Below are 19,300 nucleotides of genomic sequence, written 5' to 3' on the forward strand. Positions count from 1 at the left end.
TTTTTCCTAGTACTCCTTCTTACGCTGCTATTACGAATCTACGACGTTACGAACGGCTTCTTCTAAGATCACCAACCCAGCATCGATATCGGCATCAGGAATTAACAAAGACGGTGCCATGCGAATGACATCTGGACCAGCAATCAATACCAATAAACCTCTGGCCTGGGCCGCCCTTAAGAATTTAGCAGCACTGCCTTTGTATTCTTCTTTAAGAGCGCAGCCAATCAATAAACCTTTACCACGTATCTCTTCGCAGAAAGGCACGCGTGAATTGATAGCCTCTAAACCGGCTTTAAAGCGGTCGAACTTGGCACTAACGCCAGCCAATACCTCTGGGGTGTTAATAATATCGATTACAGCTTCCGCTATGGAACAGGCTAAAGGGTTGCCCCCGTAGGTGCTGCCGTGGGTGCCTATGGCTAGGCTCTGAGCTACTTTTGTGGTGGTTAACATTGCAGCCACCGGGAAACCGTTACCAATGCCTTTAGCCGTGGTGAGGATGTCTGGCATGATGTCAGTTTGTTGGTAAGCGTACAAAGTACCTAAACGGCCGGCGCCAGTTTGAACTTCGTCTAGTACCAGCAAGGCGTTGTGCTCGTCACACAATTCACGGGCGCGTTTGATAAAGGCTGGGTCTGCATCAATAATGCCTCCCTCGCCCTGCAGTGGCTCCATAACAATGGCGCAAGTTTTCGCAGAAATTGCTGCTTCTAAGGCTTCGATATCGTTGTAAGGTAAGTGAGTAATACCTTCTAAGGCAGGGCCAAAGCCAGCACTGTACTTAGGTTGGCCACCTACACTTACGGTAAATAAGGTACGACCGTGAAAAGCTTGTTCAAAGGCAATAATCTCATTCTTGTGTTCACCAAAGTGATCCACAGCATAACGGCGGGCTAGCTTAAAGGCGGCTTCGTTGGCCTCGCCACCTGAGTTAGCGAAATATACCTTGTCGGCAAAGGTTGCGTCAGTGAGCTTCTTGGCTAAACGCAGAGCTGGCTCGTTGGTCATTACGTTAGCAATGTGCCACAACTTTTCGCCTTGGTCTTTTAAAGTAGCGACGAGTTTAGGATGGCTATGGCCAACGCTTGTTACGGCAATGCCACCAGCAAAATCGATATATTCCTTGTCGTTTTGGTCCCAAATACGGGACCCCTTACCACGCACTGGAATGACAGGGGCTGGTGCATAGTTAGGCACCATTACGTCATCAAACAGGGCGCGTGTTACTGGGGTATTGCTCATAAAAATTCCTAATATCTGTTCGTTTTCTTAATTACTTAAAATACGTTAATAGTTAACTGCAGCTAGTCTTAAGCTTGGCAATTTCTCGCACTGCTACGGAAAGCATAGCCAAATTTATATTGCTGTTGCTTTGTAGTTCACCAAAGATACTGAGGCAGCGTTCAATGACATCTTGGTTACGCACATCCCATGCTTGGGTCTGGTCGCTTGAAATTACCGCTTGGGTCAACTGGGCTAAACTGGCTTCAAACTCTTGTTTAAGGCTGGCCCTTGCTTTTCGCTGCCATGGGTCTTGGCTAGGCAAATTGGCAATAGCTTGGTTAAGCCAATCACCTTGGAAACGTTCGTACAAACCGTACCAAGTTTGGGCGGCGGTAATTACCTTGGTGTCACATTGGCTGGCCACTTGAGCGACGTCTAAGCCGTGGTACAAGAACTCTAGTTGGCTCAAGCGCCGACTAATGCTCACTTCAATTCCATTAGCTGTGAGCTCATCAGCTTGAGCATTGGTGCGCTGTGCCGCCTCCTTCGGTAACAAATTAGCAAGCTCAGTATAATAATCAGCCATGGGTTTTTGATACCGATCCACTATGGCTTGAATAGGCTCGCCTTGGTGACGGCTTAATAGCCACAAGGTGAGATTTTCCAACAAGGTCTGAATATTTTTATGTAGTTCCATGGACTGTTTGTAGTCTAGTATCAAGGTGACTCGATCCAGTTCACTCCATAGGGTTTGGGCATCTATAATGTCGCACGCCGCGGTAAAGGCACGGGCCATATCACCAGCCTCTGCGCCCATTTCTTCTTGTAAATAATTACAGAAGGTAGACCCCATACGGTTACCAATTTGATTGGTGACATGGGTGGCAATAATTTCACTACGTAATTGATGAGAGCTCATAGCAGCGGCATATTTTTTACTCAGCACCTTGGGGAAGTAATCTTCTAGACTACGGGCCAAATAGCTGTCATTGCCTATGTCTGCTGCCATCAGTTCATCAAATAAACGCATTTTGCTGTAGGCCAGCAATACAGCAATTTCAGGGCGTGTTAACCCGGCTTGTATTCTGGCCCGCTCATCCATGTTGGCATCATTTGGCAAGCCTTCCAAGGTGCGATTAAGGCGGCCCTGTTTCTCTAGACTGTGTATTAGGCGCTTATGATCACTTAAACGAGAACATGCTTGGCCTTCGGCAATACTCAATACTAAGGTTTGATGGTAGTTGTGACTCAGTACTAGATCACCTACTTCATCAGTCATGCTAGCCAGCAAGGTGTTGCGTTGTTTTACTGTCATATCACCAGCATCTACTAGCTGGCTGAGCAGTATTTTAATGTTAACCTCATGATCAGAACTATCAACACCAGCAGAATTGTCGATGGCGTCAGTATTGATGTAACCCCCAGCTTGCGCAAACTCAATACGCCCATATTGGGAGAAACCAAGGTTGCCGCCTTCGCCAATTACTTTAGCACCCAGTTGGTTACCATTAACCCTTAAATTGTCATTTGCAGGGTCACCAATTTCACTATGGCTTTCGCTACTGGCCTTAACATAAGTACCAATGCCACCATTCCAAAACAAATCTACTGGCATTTTTAGTAAGGCATTGATCAACTCGTTTGGCGTCATTTTTTTGATATCTGTGCCGATCATGCTTTGTACTTGTGGGCTTAGTTTGATGGACTTAGCCGAGCGTTCAAATATGCCACCCCCTTTAGAAATGAGCTTGCACTCATAATCCATCCAACTAGACCGTGGCAGGTTAAATAAACGCTGACGTTCAGCAAAAGATGTGGCCGCGTTAGGTGTGGGGTCGATAAAGATATGTAAGTGGTTAAACGCAGCCTGCAAACAAATGTGCTGTGACAATAGCATGCCGTTGCCAAATACATCACCAGCCATGTCTCCCACCCCCACAGCGGTGAAGTCTTGGCTTTGGCAATCGCGGCCTTGCTCGGCAAATAAACGTTTGACAGATTCCCATGCTCCACGGGCGGTAATGCCCATTTTTTTATGGTCGTAGCCATTGGCACCGCCAGAAGCAAAGGCATCACCTAACCAAAAGCTGTTTTTTTCTGAAATAGAATTGGCTAAGTCAGAAAAGGTTGCGGTGCCTTTGTCGGCAGCGACTACTAAGTATGGGTCGTCGTCGTCGTAACGTACCACCTGTTTAGGCGCAACAACTTGTTTTTCTACTATATTATCGGTGATGTCTAGTAACGCTTGAATAAATGTGGAGTAGCTGCGTATGACTTCTGCCATTAGTATTTCTCGGTCTTTGGTTTGTGGTAATTGTTTACACACAAAGCCACCTTTAGCCCCTAAAGGAACGATAACAGCGTTTTTCACCATTTGTGCTTTTACCAGCCCAAGCACCTCTGTGCGGTAGTCTTCTTGACGGTCAGACCAACGTAAGCCACCGCGGGCAACCTTGCCGCCACGAAGATGTACGCCCTCCACCCAGGTTGAGTAGATGAAGATTTCGTACTTAGGTAAGGGTAATGGGACACCTGGAATTTGACTTGGATCTAATTTGCAGGATAGGTATTCATGGCGACTGCCTGTACTATCGGTTTGGTAGTAGTTAGTACGCAACATAGACATGATAGTGGCCAAGAAATACTTAACAATGCGGTCCTCATCAAGGTTGCTAACTTTTTCCAAGGCTAGGCTGACGTCTTCCTGCAATCGATCGATAAGATCTTCAGATTGCTGATTATTAGGATCAAAGCGAGCCTCAAACAAGCGCACTAAGGTATGAGTAATGTTGGCATTACGCACCAAGGTGGTTTGCATGTAGGTCTGGCTAAATGGCACTTGGATTTGCAGTAAGTAGCTACTAATAGCCCGAATGAGAATAGCCTGCTGCCAAGTTAAGTTTGCAGCCAATACTAGGCTATTAAAACGATCGTTAGCCACACGACCGGTATAAATCTGGCTAAAGGCTTCTTGAAAACGCTCTTTGACATTGGCGCCATCAAGGTTTACCTGTTGGTTAATTTCAATCACAAAATCAATGATCCACTGGTCTAAACCAGCTTTAGACTTGATGGTGTAAGGGTGCGCATTAATAACCCTTACGCCCATTCGTTCCAAAATTGGCAACACGTCTGATAAGGCTTTAGCTTGACCGTGCCCAAACACTTTAAAGCTAAGGCTTTGGTCTGCTTGATGCAGCGAGCGGTATAGATAGGTAGACAAAGGTTTATCAACACTGATTTTTTGCAAGCGCATTAGGTCCATGACTGCTACTTGCGCAGAAAAGTTTTCTTGGTAGGCTAATGGAAAGGCTTGGCCATATTGCTTAAATAGTTGGTTGCCTTTGGCTTCGCCTCGTTTGCTATTAAGTGCGTGGTGTAAGTGGTCACCCCAGGCCAGCATAGCGTCGCGCATTTGCTGTTCGATGTCATCGATGTCAAACGGTGTGTTGCGGATGTCTTTGCCGTGAACGGTTAACTGCACACGGGCTAAAGGTAGCGCCGAGAACATGACGTTGAAATCAACGCTTGAACCATTGAATTTACGTATAAGAATGTTCTGCATCTTAATACGTAGTTGAGTATTAAAGCGCTCTCGTGGAACATAAACCAAAGCTGTAGCAAAACGACCAAATGTATCAAGACGCAGGAACAGGCGTAAATGATGGCGCTCTTGGGTGTCTAATACACCGCGAATGATAGGGCAGAGTTCATCCACACTAGCTTGTAACATTTCATCACGGGGGTAGTTATTGAGTATATGTTGTAAGGCTTTGCCTTTATGGCTGTTAGGTAACAGCTCAATACGCTCACGCAAGCCTTGGGCTTTGCGCCTTAGTAATGGAATTTCATCTATACGGGCGGTATAAGCAGCAGAGGAATATAAACCAAAAAAACGTTCTTCGCCGATCACATTGCCCTGCTTGTCAAAACGTTTAAGGCCAAGGTAGTCAAAGTTAACAGGGCGGTGCACAGTGGAGCGGCTAGTGGACTTGGTCATGACCAACATGTTGCCGCGCAGGGCTAAATCTGAATTTTGTTGTGATAGGGTACTTGGCAACAGGCTTTCTGCACTACAATTATCGTCACGGAAGCTGCCTAGGCCTGTGCCCTTGTGTGGCGTGAGTTTGCATAAATTAGTTTTAGTATCTTTTTTGAGTCCATAAGAGCGATAGCCAATAAACGTGAAATGGTTATTGGCAACCCACCGTAAAAAGGCGATATTTTCTGCTAAATCTTCTGCAGTAACAGGTAGGTTTTGAGACTCTAAGGTGTCAATAATAGACACTAGTTTGTCACGCATAGGGAGCCAATCGTCGACCACTAAGCGCACATCGCTAATGATGCCTTTGAGGGTAGTAATAATTTTAGCCACTGCTGCAGGATCATTTTGTTGATCAATTTCAAAACGCATTACTGCTTCTAAATTAGCGCTGTCGGCCTTGCCCGTGAAGGGCGAGATACTGGTGATTTTGCCTTTTATATCTCGCTCTACCGCCACCACTGGGTGAGTAGTGATGTGTATAGTGTGGCCGAGGTGAACTAAAGCGTTGGTGATGGAAGAAACTAAGAAAGCTCTGTCATCACATACAATATCTACAATAGTGTGGCTGGTGTACCACTGGTGTTCTTCATAATTAGGATTATATACACGGATATTAACTTGGCTATCATGGCGTAGTTTTACGCAATCCCATAAGCTAGACAGCGCACCGTATAAGTTATCGGTGTCAAATTGTAATAGCTCCGCAGGGATGCTCTCAGCATAGTACAGGCGCGCTAGTTGCTGCATGGTTTCACAACTACTCTTCTTTTGACGTTTGCCAATCAGGCTGCAAACTAAATCAATAGCGATATTTTTTTTATCCGTTAAGGTGCGCATGTTGTCTTTCCTTTTCTTTAGTCAGTCTGCTAATGTTGTCACTGATACGTCTATTATTCAAGAAACTAGCGGCGTGCACTAGGGGGTAAGTTGAGCTAGTGCGACCCTATTTGTTGGTAAAATGACATTCAAGCCATTTCTGTCAAAATATTGTTGTGGGGTGGGTTTTCATTTGGTTAAAAATACGACTGTTTTAGCAGAACTAATGACGGTTTTACGCATTCGCTCAATGATTAAGTGTATCCTTACGCCCTATGACTAAGTTACAAAATTCCCACACAGTTGGCCTACTTTTATTGCCCCATGCAAGCTTGAGTAGTTATGGCCAAATTGCTGAACTGTTGCTGCATACAAATAGTGTATTAGAGCACGATAAATACCGGCTAAAGCTTATGTCTTTAGACGGTGAATGTGTTTTAGGGAAAGTGACCAATTATTTGGATAGCGAACAGGTCGATACGCTGTTTGTCATTGGAGACTTGATTACTCCTAATAAAGCAGATGCCGTGTTACAACGCTGGTTGGTTCAGCAAACTAAGATGGGGGTGAAAATACTGGCCATAGGTACAGGCATTATCCCCCTAGCTTATGCAGGTTTACTCAACGGTAAGCGCAGTTGTTGTCATTGGTCTGTGATAGAAAAGCTGCGGCAAACTTTTCCTGATGTGCTTTGGAGTCATCAACTGTTCGAACAAGAATCGCAGCTGATGACATGTGCTGGTGGGGCTTCAACTACCGACCTTATGCTGGCTTGGCTAGCACAGCAGCAAGATTTAGACATGGCAGCACATTTGTCTGAATGGTTCTTAGTAGAACGAATGCGGCCAAAAGATACCCAGCAACGCATTCCTCTTAAGGCCCGTATTGGCGCCAGTCAGCCCAAGCTTATTGAGGCGGTTACCTTAATGGAAACCAACATAGAAGAGCCCTTATCTGCCGATGACTTGGCTTATCATGTTGGGCTGTCTCGGAGGCACTTAGAGCGCTTGTTTAAAAAACATTTAGACAATATGCCTTCACGGTTTTATTTACAACTGAGGTTAGATAAGGCCCGCCAAATGTTACGGGACACTGATCGCTCCATTGTAGAAGTGGGCATGGCTTGTGGATTTTCCTCTGCCAGTCATTTTAGCACCACTTATCGCACTCACTTCAACGTTACACCACGTCAAGAACGTGGGCGTGCCACCCATGTGGAATTAGCGCCTAGTTGGAATCACTCCGTCGTTATTCAGCGACGCTTAGATTAATCATTTAATACTTTATTGAGAGAGATATGGATATTTTTGCAGCTGCCACTTTGCTGTTTTTGGTTATGGATCCGCTAGGCAACATCCCTTTATTTTTGTCGGTATTAAAGCAAGTGCCCGAAGAACGTCGTCGTTTGGTTTTGCGCCGTGAATTACTTATAGCTTACGTTGTGTTGTTAATGTTTTTGCTGTTAGGCCCGTATATTTTGACATTCTTGCAGGTATCTCAAGAAGCCATTCGTATCGGTGGGGGTATTGTATTATTTTTGATAGCCATAAAAATGGTGTTCCCAAAAGAAGGCGGTTTGTTGGGTAAAACACCTGATGGCGAGCCCTTTATAGTACCCTTGGCGATACCTCTTATGGCGGGACCATCAAGCTTAGCCATGATTATGTTGATGCGTAAGTCGGCCGAAGGCCAGTGGCTTGATTTATGGTTGGCGGTGACGGCTGCTTGGGCTGTTTCTGCAGGTATTTTGTTAGCCTCACGCAGACTTTACGTGGTGTTGGGCGAAAAAGGCCTGTTTGCTATAGAGCGTTTGATGGGTATGGTCTTGATCATTATGGCAGTACAGATGTTGCTAGAAGGCACCGCGCAATATTTAAACTTGCGCTAGCCTTCTAGTTGTTTGGTATTTTTAGGTGCGTGCCTTTTCAAACGCTGCCCAAGCCTGCTCAAACTCAGCTAATCCGAAACCTTGTTTGCCTGCTGGACCTAGTATTAGTTGCTCGGTACTGAGAAGTTTATCAATGGCAGCCTCGAGCATTGGGATAACCTCGGGTGGAATGACCAAAGCTCCGTGCCTGTCGGCATGAACGAGGTCTCCATCGGTTACTTGCATACCAAAAATAGTCACAGGCTGGCCTATGCTGCGCACATGCACAAACCCATGACTTGGGCCAATTGAGCCTGCCACCACTGGAAATTCAGTGGGTAAATCACCCAGATCTCGCATAACGCCGTTGGTTAATGCACCCCCAAGACCAAAAGCCTTATGAATGGTAGTGTTAATTTCTCCCCAATAAGCACCAATAGAGTGGGGATAATCTAAATCCTCCACTACGGCAATAGCAGGTCGTGGCCCTTCAGACATGTGCCGATAGTAATCTGCACGTCGTTGTTTAATAATCCCAGCACTTTCTTTGGCTGGTTCTAAGGCTGCAATTTGAGCAGTACGAGCATAGCCGACCATCGCACCTTCTGCAGCAGACGAGGCAAGCATCGTGCCTTTGGTAAACTGATTAAATCCACGCTTACCTTGGGCAACCTCAATTGCATTACATACAGTAGGGGTGTCCACTGCTTGGAGTTTTTCCAACAAATTAACATTCATTATTGAGCCATCCATTGTTTTAAAGCAGCGTTTGTGGCTGCGGGTTGTTCGAGTGTAGGAATGTGCCCTGCGTTATGAATTTTCACGAAGATTACCTGAGATAACAGAGCAACCATACATTCATGTCGATCTAACGGACAAAGCTCATCCTCTTCGCCCATTAGTACTAAACAAGGCTTGTTAAAACTTGCTAATGTCGCCTGTTGGTCGTGGCGATTCTGCAAGGCCAGTGACTGACGCACAAACGCATCCTTGCCTAAGGTTAATGCCATATCGACGCAGAGCTCATCTAATTGAGCATGGGGTTGGTGGCTAGAAAAATAACGCGGCACCATAACCTCACGTACAAGCTGTTCAAGTTGACCTGCTTGAACAGCTTGTATTTGTGGTTTGCGTGCGGCCTTCACATCGCCTATTTCAGCCCTTGGGTTGGTATTCATCAAAGCCAAGCGGGTGACTCTTTCTGGCGCCTGACGCACTACTTCCATAGCCACGATGCCGCCCATAGACAGGCCAGCTAGGGCAAATTTTTCTGGCGCTTGAGCCAATACCTGCGTGGCAATTTCAGATATATTGTCAGCACCACCAATATAGCCAACCTGACATTCTGCAACGTCCTTTAAAGCCTCAAGCTGTGAGGTGTACATGCGGCGATCACACATCATGCCTGGCAGTAATACTAGGGCGGGAAGACTCATGATACCCTCTACTTTTTCTGCCAAGTCAAACCTGCTGCATCGCCTGTACCGCTTATACGGTACAAACTAGCTTCGCCAGACACACACACTTCCAGCCCATGAGCTAGGTTAGGTGGTATCCAACAGGTGTCACCAGGGTTCAATACCAGCTCATGACCCTGCCAACTGAGGTGCCAATGACCCCGAAAAACCATAAGCACTTCATGTTGTGGATTCCTGTAAGCATCTGCAGCAATGGACCCTCGGGTGAGCAGTTCTACCTCAAAACCAGGTTTGTCTTTTATCAGTGATGCTGCTCCAATAACTGGACAGGGCTTGTTTCTTGCCAACGCCATCATATCCCAGTAACGGGCCACATAATCAGGGACAACCTCGCTAACAGGAGTTTCAGAAATTTCAGCTAACTGTGCCTCTGATAGCTTGGCCATTGGCTGTTCTCCAGCAGGCAGCACCTGTCCCTTTTTAGTATCGTACAATATGCCAGACTCACTTAAAACTAAGCCGTGAGATTGCGCAGTTTCCAGTACATGAGGAGCCCAAATAACGCCCCCACCGGAATCATCCCCGCCTAGTATTGCCATGATCATGCCGTAGTCGGTACCCACATTTTCAAAACCACGAAACACGCGAGTGGGAATGTTAAAGATATCCCCCTCTTGCAAAATCACTTCACCAGCATCTCCATTTAAGCCCCAAAAAAAACGCCATTTACCACTCAATACAAAAAACACTTCTGCAGTGTTATGAAAATGCAGAGAATTGACGCACTTGGGAGGCTGGCCTGCAGCACCAATATTGAAGCCAGGTGTGGCTTTAATATGCACATGTTGATCAGGACTTTCGGCTACACCAGCACCGATGATAGTGAAATTTTCTTTTTGATCCGACCCAGGCGAGTGAGCATCGATAAATGCAGTGCGACATGGCTTCAATTCACCATAACGAACAATTTCTGGTTGTGTCATACAGCAATCCTTTTTTGGCAATAACATTTCTATCACTCGCTATGGAGTGGCTACTCACAGACCCTTATTAACCTGTTTGCATTAGAATTTGTTTCCAAATTGAGGTCTCATCAAACACAACAAATTCACGCCGTATGCCATATGGACCAAACTCAGCGTGAGCCGCAGCCATTATATAAACATTGGCGCCAGTGGGTTTGCCGAAACTACCCCAACCGTCATGCTTACCCTGCAAGCTGAAACGAATGGCTGCTCGAGGAGGCATCATGGGGTCCTGACGGCCTATTTGGTGATCGATGGTAAGCTCTGCGTTAGGAAAACTAGCCCTTAAGCCCATCCAAAACCGCTCCGCCGGGCCCCATGAGTGGGAGCTCATGCCACCAGGGTACTCCAGTTGACAGGCTCGATCGTACTCAGCCTTGATGCAGCTCATTTCAGCACCCATTATGCGGCGCAGGATATCTGCGTACTGCTGGCCGTACTCTTCTTCGTTGCCTTTACCTTTGTAGGGTCCAGGCACATCTATGGCTGGCGTAAACGGCTGTACACAATCTTCTGGGCCACCTTCTCGAATGATTAAATCTTCTGCATACTCTTTTGGATCAATGCCTAGTTGGCGCACAACTGCACCTTGGTCACGAATAAGCCATTCGTCATCAATTTGATTGTTTTTTGCATGACAATCGGCAATAACGCGATATTTCAAAGCCTTACCAGAGGCTTTTCCATATACTCCGTCACCCAAATGGGTAGCTGTGGTTAGAATACGGTGGGAGGAAAGCATTCCATCCTCAGGGGTACCAGACCAAATTACGTCTTCGCCCAGTAATTGGCGATCAGGGAATTCGGCGAGGGTTGCCATGGTGGCTGCAATTACATGCTGATTTCCCATAACCATAGATCCAGGGGAACGAACTGGAATATGCTTGGCATAATAGTGATGCAGGGTGGCTAGGCCACGCTGTTCCCAAATTTCTTTGGTGATACCTAAAATATAGTTGGGAAAATCGTTAAATTTAGTATCAAAACCTTTCATGAATTCCATCCTTCAGGGATGCGGGCAGAGCCACGCACAATAACTGGAGAGCCAATGGCGATTTGCTGACCTTGAAGGCCATCACCGAGTATTTGTTCCATCAAAATGCGCACTGTTTCTCGCACCATTTGGTTAGCACGCTGCCGCACAGTGGTTAGATTATAAGCAGGCCATGCCGCAGCTGGTACATCGTCATAACTGATCACTGATACATCTTCAGGTACACGTAAACCTAACTCAAAGCGAAGGGTATCCATAACTGCAAAGGCCATATGGTCATTAGCTACAAAAACTGCATCTGGCCTATCGTCAGAAAACATCCGTCGAGTGGCTTCGCTGGCCTTTTCCATAGAGAAATCACCGGCCTCACGGGCATATAAAGTGGCCCCCTCTTGCTGCAACGCTGCGGTAAAACCAAACTCGCGATCTCGTTGTGTTGAGGCACCTTCCCAGCCAGCAATGTAACCAATTTTCTTATGCCCGCCAGCCAATAAAAATCGTGCAGCTTTGGCCCCGCCTGAAAAATTGTCTGAGGTCACGCAAGATAGGCCTTCTCCATCCTGAGAACGGTTAAACAACACAACTGGAACGCCTGCTGAGCGACATCGATCAGCCAACTGTGAAGATAGCGCCACGGACGCGACAATAATGCCCTCAACCTGATAATCAAGTATTTCTTCCACTACCGCATCGATATTTTCCGCCGTCTTCGATGGCATGAAAATCAACACATGGTAGCCCTTTTCTTGCAATTGGGTCGATAGTTTTTCAATGGCATCTGGGTAAAATTGATTTTCCAAGTAGGCCACTACTAAACCGATAATGCGACTCTTGCCAGAAACCATTGCCCGCGCCAGCACGTTGGGACGATAACCCAGTGCAGTGGCTGCTTTATGCACTTTATCTGTGGTTTTCTTAGAGGCAGAAGCACCTGTAGTATAGACTCGACTAACGGCTGATTGGCTAACGCCTGCTAGCTCCGCAACCTGCTGAGATGTAACTTTTTCTTTACTCATTAGTCTGCGCTCAACCTCCCATCAACTTCTAAGACACTTGCCATTACCAGCAGCGCAGCATCGGACGTAAGATAGACCACTGCGCAGGTTGCCGCTGTACCTGAATGCGGGCCTGTAACTATAGCTCTTTTGCACCTTAAACTAAAATTTGGTAATGCTGTAAAAACCATACCTACATCTCCGTGGTGGAATGTGGGGAACTTTTTGTGTTGCGGGCTTTATTGAATTCACCCAAGCGTGCAAATACATCGATACCCACTTGATGGTATAAGTCCAACAAATCGACCAATACCCAATTCTCACGAATTAAACCGCCATCCATACGCCAAAAATCGAGGCTCCGCAGGCTGACCTCTTGCCCACTTGGAGCGATGCCTAGCCAGCCACCCTGTGTGATGGTTTGCTTCATGTTGGGCCAGCCAGTTACTGCAACATATTCACCTTCACCAAATAAGTGAAAGTCTAATTGATTGTCATGACTTCCACGATCAGGCATGGCGTTTAAAAATGGAATTTGGTGCCAATTACGAAAACCTGTTATGCCTCGTGATGAGCCAATGCCCGCTGGGCCATACCAATTCATACGAGGGTGCCAAAACCGTTGGAGTTGCATTACTTCTGGGCCACCTTGTTTTGGGTGCAGGATCAAGTGGGTTAACATATCAAGTACATGTTGAACGCTGGCTTCTCCTTGCCCCGGGTGTTTATCACCAATACGCAAACCGTCTTGACTTGCTGGGCCTGGAATGAACCCTTCCCAACCTAAGGAGGGGGATAAGGGCCATGCTTGGGCCTGCAACATCACTTCTGGAATGTCCCAAATGGCCTGTATTTCTACAATTTTTCCCTGTTCAAAACGGAAAAATTCATGAAAACGCATATGGGTCATATGCCCTGTAGGAGGTATATCTAACCAAGGTGATACAAATGTGCCTAAATAGTGTCCTGCACACCCCACCCATTCATTACCCGCAGGAGTGATGCCAGACAGTACAATTAAATCCCGCCGCTCAAGGTCTGGCATTGCCAACAATAGGGGTGCATAACAGGTTTCGTAGAGGTGTGTAGGGCCAACAATGTCATTAAACGGAAAGCACAGGTGGGTCACTGCATGATCGCCCATCAAACCCTGTAGCAGTGACTTTACGTGATGGCCTTCAAAATCATGCATCGCACTTAGCAGCGGCGCTAAAAGTACTTTATTGTCCGCTGCATTAGACATTATTGGGCACCAGTTCCATAAGGGACATCTTTATTACCGTATCGACGCACACGCAAGTTGCACTGTTCGGCATGGCCAACAAAACCTTCTAGCATACATAAACGAGAGCCATATTCACCAACTAACGTAGCCGCCTCATCTGTGGTTATCTTTTGATAACTATGGGTTTTAAGGTATTTTCCTACCCACAAGCCACCGGTATAGCGTCCAGCTTTCTTAGTAGGCAAGGTGTGATTAGTACCAATGACCTTGTCACCGTTAGAGACGTTCGTACGTGGTCCCAAAAACAAGGCGCCATAACACGTCATTTTTTCTAAGAACCAATCATCTCGATCGGTCATGACCTGGACGTGTTCATAGGCCTTTTCTTCAGACACTTGGAGCATTTCTTGGTGACTGTCACAGACAATAATTTCGCCATAATCCTGCCAACTGACTGATGCTGTGTTTGCAGTAGGCAAAATTTCTAGCAGACGATCTATTTCTAGTATTGTGGCTTCTGCTAGAGAACGGCTGGTTGTCACTAATGCCGCTGGAGAGTCATAACCGTGTTCCGCCTGACCAAGCAAATCTGTTGCACACATTTCTGCATCTACGGTATCGTCTGCGATCACCATGGTTTCCGTAGGGCCAGCAAATAAATCAATACCCACGCGACCAAATAGCTGCCGCTTGGCTTCCGCGACAAACGCGTTACCTGGGCCCACTAAGAGGTGCACTGGCTCCATAGTCTCTGTGCCTATAGCCATGGCGCCTACAGCCTGAATGCCACCTAAAACGTAAATTTCGTGGGCGCCGCCTAAGTGCATTGCCGTGATTACAGCAGGGTTTGGTTCGCCGTTGAAAGGTGGTGTGCAGGCGATAATCCGAGGCACGCCAGCAACACTGGCTGTAGCCACTGACATATGGGCGGATGCCACCATGGGGAATTTCCCTCCTGGCACATAGCAGCCCACCGATTGCACTGGGATGTGTTTGTGGCCAAGAATTACCCCGGGCATTGTTTCCACTTCAATATCCAACATCGAATCACGTTGGGCTTGGGCAAAGTTTCGTACCTGCTTTTGGGCAAATTTGATATCTTCCATGTCTCGTGGCGATACCTTAGCCATAATGCGTTGAATGTCTGCCTTTGACAAACGAAAAGATGCAGGAGCGTAATTATCATGCTTCTGTGCCAAGTCACGCACAGCTTGGTCACCCCGAGCTTCTATGTCGGCTAAAGTTGCTTCTACAACTGCTCTCGTGTGGGCATCATCTTGGGCCCTATCAGCGTCTGGCTTGCTGCACTTTAAATAGGTAATTGCCATGTTACTTCCTCATTTCATTCACTCGTGGGGCTGCTCTTCGCCCCGATCAAAAGCTTCCCAGCCTTTACCATTAAAAACGTCTACTCCTAGCTGGGATAGTACGTGGGGAAAATCCACCATCACCCAGTTATCACAAATTTTCCCATCTATCACCTTCCAAAAATCCATATAGCGAATTTCTACCTTATGTCCAGTGGGCTCCACACCCATAAACACGCCACTATGAATGGCTTCTTGACGGCCGAATGCGGCAGCCCATTCACCCATATACAGGCGCGCTTCATCAATGCAAACCTTATTGGAAAATGCGGCTTGAAAGGGTTCTTGCCAATGGTTTTGAAATTCTTTTAAACCCTGTTTGGTGCCGCAGCCTTGGTTGCCCATCCAGCGAAATGATTCACTAAAAAAATCACCAATGTCAGCAATTCTATGATCATTCAGGCCATCTACCATGGACTCGATCACGGCACGGGTTGCCGCAGTTTTTGACATGTCAGTGTCGGAGCTGAGCGCGGCTTGTTGTGGTCGACTGCCTTTCATTTTTGTCTCATTTTATAATCGTAGACCACTTTGGGCATCAAATAGGTGACATAAGCTAGCAGTGATATGGGCGCTAAAATCAGCTCCAATATTGGTGCGATAATCTTTGCCTGCCTTTATTGAGACTAAGCCTTCGCCCACTCGGGCTGTCACCATAGTGGAGTCGCCCAGTAGCTCTAAGGAGAAAACTTGCAGGTTTAATTCTGCGGTGGCAGCAGATACGTTGGCATCCTCGGCACGAAAACCTAACGTCACTGGACCATTTAAGCCCACGTCAAAGCCTGGGACTGTCATGTCTTTCGCCTTAAAGGTGCCATCTTCAAGGCTGCCATTTACTAGATTCATGGCTGGCGAACCAATAAAGCTCGCTACAAAAGAGTTGGCAGGGTTGTCATAAATGTCAGTAGGCGTGCCTACCTGCTGAACCACTCCCTTGTTCATTACCACTACACGGTCTGCTAAGGTCATAGCCTCTACCTGATCATGGGTCACATAAATAGTGGTGACCTGCAGTTCATGGGACAGATTTTTGATTTGAGCTCGTGTCGATACCCGTAATTTGGCGTCCAAATTTGACAACGGTTCATCCATTAAAAATACTTTTGGTTTGCGCACTATGGCTCGTGCTAGGGCCACACGCTGGCGTTGACCACCGGATAGCTCCGCTGGCTTTCTGTGCAAAAACTCTTCTAGCTCTACCATTGCAGCAGCCTTCATCACTCGTTGGTGATGATCAGCTTTAGGGACTTTACGCACCTTCAATGGGAATCGAATGTTTTCATAGACGTTCATATTGGGATACAAGGCGTAGCTTTGAAATACCATTGCCACATCCCGATCTTTCGGATCAAGGCCGTTGACTACTCGTCCATCTATAACAATCTCGCCCTCAGTCACTGCCTCTAACCCTGCAATCATGCGCATGGTGGTAGTTTTGCCACAGCCAGAGGGGCCGAGTAGTACCAGAAATTCTTTATCTGTGATGGTTAAATCAAAGTTATCGACACCAACGAAGCTGCCCCAGCGTTTGCCAATATTGCGGAGCTTTATTTCTGCCATGATATCCGACCCTATAATTACATACGTATGCAAAAATTATCAGAATTTATTCATTCCGGCAATAGATATCGTGCTAAATTAGTTGATTTAATCGTTTATTTTGAGGTTGTTATTATTTTCGACAATCATAGTTTAAAAATATATTTGGCATTATTATATATTTTATTTAATTAAAACAATTAGTTGTGTTTGTATTCGCATATTACTTACTGACTGAGCACTTAAATAGTTGCCAAGCTCTGTAAAAAAATAGTAGAATTTTGCTTACGCATGCAAACCTTTTCTAATATTATTGAAGTGATGTGGAAGAATACGTATGTAAAACAAGGCCGCACTGGTCTTACATTAATAAATTTAAAGAGGATGCGTTCATCATGGGCACAATAAAAACGATAGCTCTCACCGCAACTGCTGCTGCAATTCTAACTAGCTCCGCCGCTTTTGCCGCATGCGGCATCGCAGGCAATGCTAACGTGAGCATAATGGGTAACGACTTCCCTGCACTTCACGCTGTATTTTCCGCAGCTGAGCAATGTGCAGGCGATGGCGTTACAGTGACTAAAAATCATAACAAAGACTACAAAGACCTCATGGTGCCAGCTCTGACGGCAAATCCAGCTGAATACACCGCTTTAACTGTGTCAAATGGCACGCTGGTTACACTGATGAACGATGATCTGGTTAGACCATTGGATGATCTCGTTGCTAAGCACGGTTCGGGCTTGAATAAATCACAGTTGGTGACGGTTAACGGTAAAGTGATGGCAGTGGCCTTTATGGCCAACGCTCAACACCTTTTCTACCGCTCAGATATCTTAGAGCAAGTTGGCATGAGTGCAGATGAGTTGCAAACCTATGAGCAGGTGTTGACTGCCGCTAAGAGGATTCGCGACGCTGGGCTTATGGAATACCCGGTTGCACTGAATACTAAGGCGGGCTGGAACTTGGGTGAAGAGTTTGTCAACATGTATCTTGGCACTGGTGCAGATATGTTTGTACCAGGGACAGCTAAAGTGAGCATTAATAACGCTCACGGCGTTGCTACCTTGAACATGCTAAAGAGCCTTGTTAGTTACTCTCATCCCGATTACCTAACGTTTGATTCCAATGCAACCCAAGCTCTTTGGGAAGGCGATAAGCTAGCATTGGCGACCATGTGGGGTTCTCGAACAGCAGGTGTATTAGATGCTGAAGGATCTACTGAACAGGTAGTCATGAACACTGACTTTGCTGCAGCCCCAAGCTTTAATGGTGGCACCATCCCAGCATCGTCCCTATGGTGGGATGGCTTTATTATATCCAAGAACGTTTCCGATGCCGATGCCGAAGCTAGCTTTATTGCCATGATGAATGGTATTTCTACTGAAATGGTACAAGCGAATAATGATGCAGCTACTTGGTTGATAGAAGGTTACAAGCCTAGCAAGGCAGCTTCTGGGGTAACAGCCACGGCTATGAATGGCGCGGCACCTTATCCAATGTATCCATTTATGGGAGCTTTACACGGTGCTGCAGGTTCTGAGCTATCTGACTTCCTACAAGGCAGTGAAAGCGCAGGGCAAGCACTAGCTGACATGGAAGCAGCGTATAACGTTGCTGCCAAAGAAAAAGGGTTTTTATAAACCCTGCTGACACTTGTTAGCAAAGGGGGCAAGGCCAATAAGCCTTGGCCCCTTTCTTTTGAGTAACCCTTTTGAATAAGCCTTTTGTATAAACGGGAATTACTTGCATGCCTCATCGTACATTTTTTTGGTTTATTATTCCGTCTTTAGCGGCCATGATATTGTTTATCGCCTTGCCGGTAATTTCTGTAATAACCCAGTCTTTGCACGTAGAGCATGAGAAAGTTCTCATCAGTTCCGAAAACTGTGGGCCATTCGGTTGCAAACAAGTAACTATTGTTGATGTAGCGGCCACCACTCAGCTAAGAGCTGATCAGCCGCTGGGACAATTCAGTGGTTTTGATAACTATACTAATCGCAACCACCTTGCTTTTGATGAGGTAGGTCTGGCCTGGGAAGGCAGCGAAAATATTGGTATTTTTATTAAAAAATTACTCAATCTACCTTTTTATAAAGCACTTGCGTTTACCTTAACCTACACCTTTGTGGTTACGCCTTTCGTTATTGTATTGGGTCTTGCTATCGCCCTAGGCGTAAATGCACTGCCTAAATTCGCTAAGGGCCCCACCATTTTTGTATCTCTTTTACCCATGATTGTGACCCCGCTCATTGGCTCGTTAATTTTGTTTTGGATGATCGATGGAGAAGGCATTATTGGCGCTTCTATACAATATCTTTTTAATGACCCCGGCTTATCCTTAAAAGCCTCCCCCGCCTTAACGTGGATGATGCTTATCGTTTACGGTATTTGGCATTCAGCACCGTTTTCTTTTATTGTTTTCTATGCAGGGTTGCAAACGGTTCCAGCAGATACCCTTGAAGCTGCTACCATAGACGGGGCGAATCGCTGGCAACGGATTCGCTACGTAGTTGTACCCTATATGAAACCGTTGGTTGTGTTCATTATGCTCATGCAGCTTATGGACAACTTCAGAGTACTTGAGCCTATTGTTAGCTTTGCGTCCGAGGCCAGTGCTACATCATTAAGCTGGATCATTTACAAAGATCTAACTTCAGATACGCAGTTATTTGGCTCAGCTGCAGCGACTTCCATGCTCACTATTATTGGTGTTGCTATTTTATTGTTACCCGTGCTCTTTCGAACTTGGCGCGACTTTAGCCGCACAGCACATTAAAGC

The 19,300-nt window shown here is 46.2% G+C and carries 15 protein-coding genes; 4 read left to right on the forward strand and 11 right to left on the reverse strand.

Going from position 1 to position 19,300, the window contains the following annotated elements:
• Positions 1-30 precede the first annotated feature (30 nt).
• Both ABXT70_RS01215 and ABXT70_RS01220 read right to left on the reverse strand, forming a co-directional pair.
• Positions 31-1,245: an aspartate aminotransferase family protein gene (locus ABXT70_RS01215; protein ID WP_443641363.1), complete on the reverse strand. Its 1,215-nt coding sequence runs from the start codon at positions 1,243-1,245 to the stop codon at positions 31-33.
• 52 nt (positions 1,246-1,297) lie between these two features.
• A complete protein-coding gene (locus tag ABXT70_RS01220; protein ID WP_443641364.1) occupies positions 1,298-6,109 on the reverse strand; it encodes an NAD-glutamate dehydrogenase in 4,812 nt (1,603 codons plus the stop codon).
• A 254-nt stretch (positions 6,110-6,363) separates the two neighbouring features.
• On the opposite strand from ABXT70_RS01220, the gene ABXT70_RS01225 reads away from it, so the two are divergent.
• Positions 6,364-7,359 (forward strand): GlxA family transcriptional regulator, encoded by a 996-nt coding sequence (locus tag ABXT70_RS01225; protein WP_443641365.1) that lies wholly within the window; start codon positions 6,364-6,366, stop codon positions 7,357-7,359.
• A gap of 26 nt (positions 7,360-7,385) precedes the next feature.
• Positions 7,386-7,976, forward strand: a complete 591-nt coding sequence (locus ABXT70_RS01230) for a MarC family protein (protein ID WP_443641366.1) — start codon at positions 7,386-7,388, stop codon at positions 7,974-7,976.
• Between the two features lie 21 nt (positions 7,977-7,997).
• Here ABXT70_RS01230 and ABXT70_RS01235 read toward each other — a convergent pair whose 3' ends face one another.
• The 9 genes from ABXT70_RS01235 to ABXT70_RS01275 form a co-directional block, all read right to left on the reverse strand.
• Positions 7,998-8,693 carry an RraA family protein gene (locus ABXT70_RS01235; protein WP_443641367.1) on the reverse strand — a complete coding sequence of 232 codons (696 nt, stop codon included), beginning with the start codon at positions 8,691-8,693 and terminating at the stop codon, positions 7,998-8,000.
• The gene (locus tag ABXT70_RS01240; protein ID WP_443641368.1) at positions 8,693-9,391 is read right to left on the reverse strand and encodes an alpha/beta fold hydrolase; all 699 of its coding nucleotides are present in this window, start codon (positions 9,389-9,391) and stop codon (positions 8,693-8,695) included. The genes ABXT70_RS01235 and ABXT70_RS01240 overlap by 1 nt, the downstream gene beginning before the upstream one ends.
• 8 nt (positions 9,392-9,399) lie before the next feature.
• Complete coding sequence (locus ABXT70_RS01245; RefSeq protein WP_443641369.1) at positions 9,400-10,356, reverse strand: cupin domain-containing protein; 957 nt, start codon at positions 10,354-10,356, stop codon at positions 9,400-9,402.
• A 67-nt stretch (positions 10,357-10,423) separates the two neighbouring features.
• Positions 10,424-11,392: a hypothetical protein gene (locus ABXT70_RS01250; protein WP_443641370.1), complete on the reverse strand. Its 969-nt coding sequence runs from the start codon at positions 11,390-11,392 to the stop codon at positions 10,424-10,426.
• Positions 11,389-12,408: a LacI family DNA-binding transcriptional regulator gene (locus ABXT70_RS01255; RefSeq protein WP_443641371.1), complete on the reverse strand. Its 1,020-nt coding sequence runs from the start codon at positions 12,406-12,408 to the stop codon at positions 11,389-11,391. The genes ABXT70_RS01250 and ABXT70_RS01255 overlap by 4 nt, the downstream gene beginning before the upstream one ends.
• A gap of 172 nt (positions 12,409-12,580) precedes the next feature.
• Positions 12,581-13,630 (reverse strand): ester cyclase, encoded by a 1,050-nt coding sequence (locus ABXT70_RS01260; RefSeq protein WP_443641372.1) that lies wholly within the window; start codon positions 13,628-13,630, stop codon positions 12,581-12,583.
• The gene (gene hisD, locus ABXT70_RS01265) at positions 13,630-14,940 is read right to left on the reverse strand and encodes a histidinol dehydrogenase (protein WP_443641373.1); all 1,311 of its coding nucleotides are present in this window, start codon (positions 14,938-14,940) and stop codon (positions 13,630-13,632) included. The genes ABXT70_RS01260 and hisD overlap by 1 nt, the downstream gene beginning before the upstream one ends.
• 18 nt (positions 14,941-14,958) lie before the next feature.
• The gene (locus tag ABXT70_RS01270; protein ID WP_443641374.1) at positions 14,959-15,480 is read right to left on the reverse strand and encodes an ester cyclase; all 522 of its coding nucleotides are present in this window, start codon (positions 15,478-15,480) and stop codon (positions 14,959-14,961) included.
• A gap of 12 nt (positions 15,481-15,492) precedes the next feature.
• Positions 15,493-16,539, reverse strand: coding sequence for an ABC transporter ATP-binding protein (locus ABXT70_RS01275; protein ID WP_443641375.1), 1,047 nt, complete (start codon positions 16,537-16,539; stop codon positions 15,493-15,495).
• A gap of 374 nt (positions 16,540-16,913) precedes the next feature.
• Between ABXT70_RS01275 and ABXT70_RS01280 the strand changes: the two genes are divergently transcribed.
• Positions 16,914-18,161: an ABC transporter substrate-binding protein gene (locus ABXT70_RS01280; RefSeq protein WP_443641376.1), complete on the forward strand. Its 1,248-nt coding sequence runs from the start codon at positions 16,914-16,916 to the stop codon at positions 18,159-18,161.
• 107 nt (positions 18,162-18,268) lie between these two features.
• Positions 18,269-19,297, forward strand: coding sequence for a carbohydrate ABC transporter permease (locus ABXT70_RS01285; protein WP_443641377.1), 1,029 nt, complete (start codon positions 18,269-18,271; stop codon positions 19,295-19,297).
• Positions 19,298-19,300 lie beyond the last annotated feature (3 nt).

The sequence above is a fragment of the Candidatus Njordibacter sp. Uisw_039 genome (assembly GCF_047730075.1).
Taxonomy (GTDB): Bacteria; Pseudomonadota; Gammaproteobacteria; order Pseudomonadales; family Balneatricaceae; genus Njordibacter.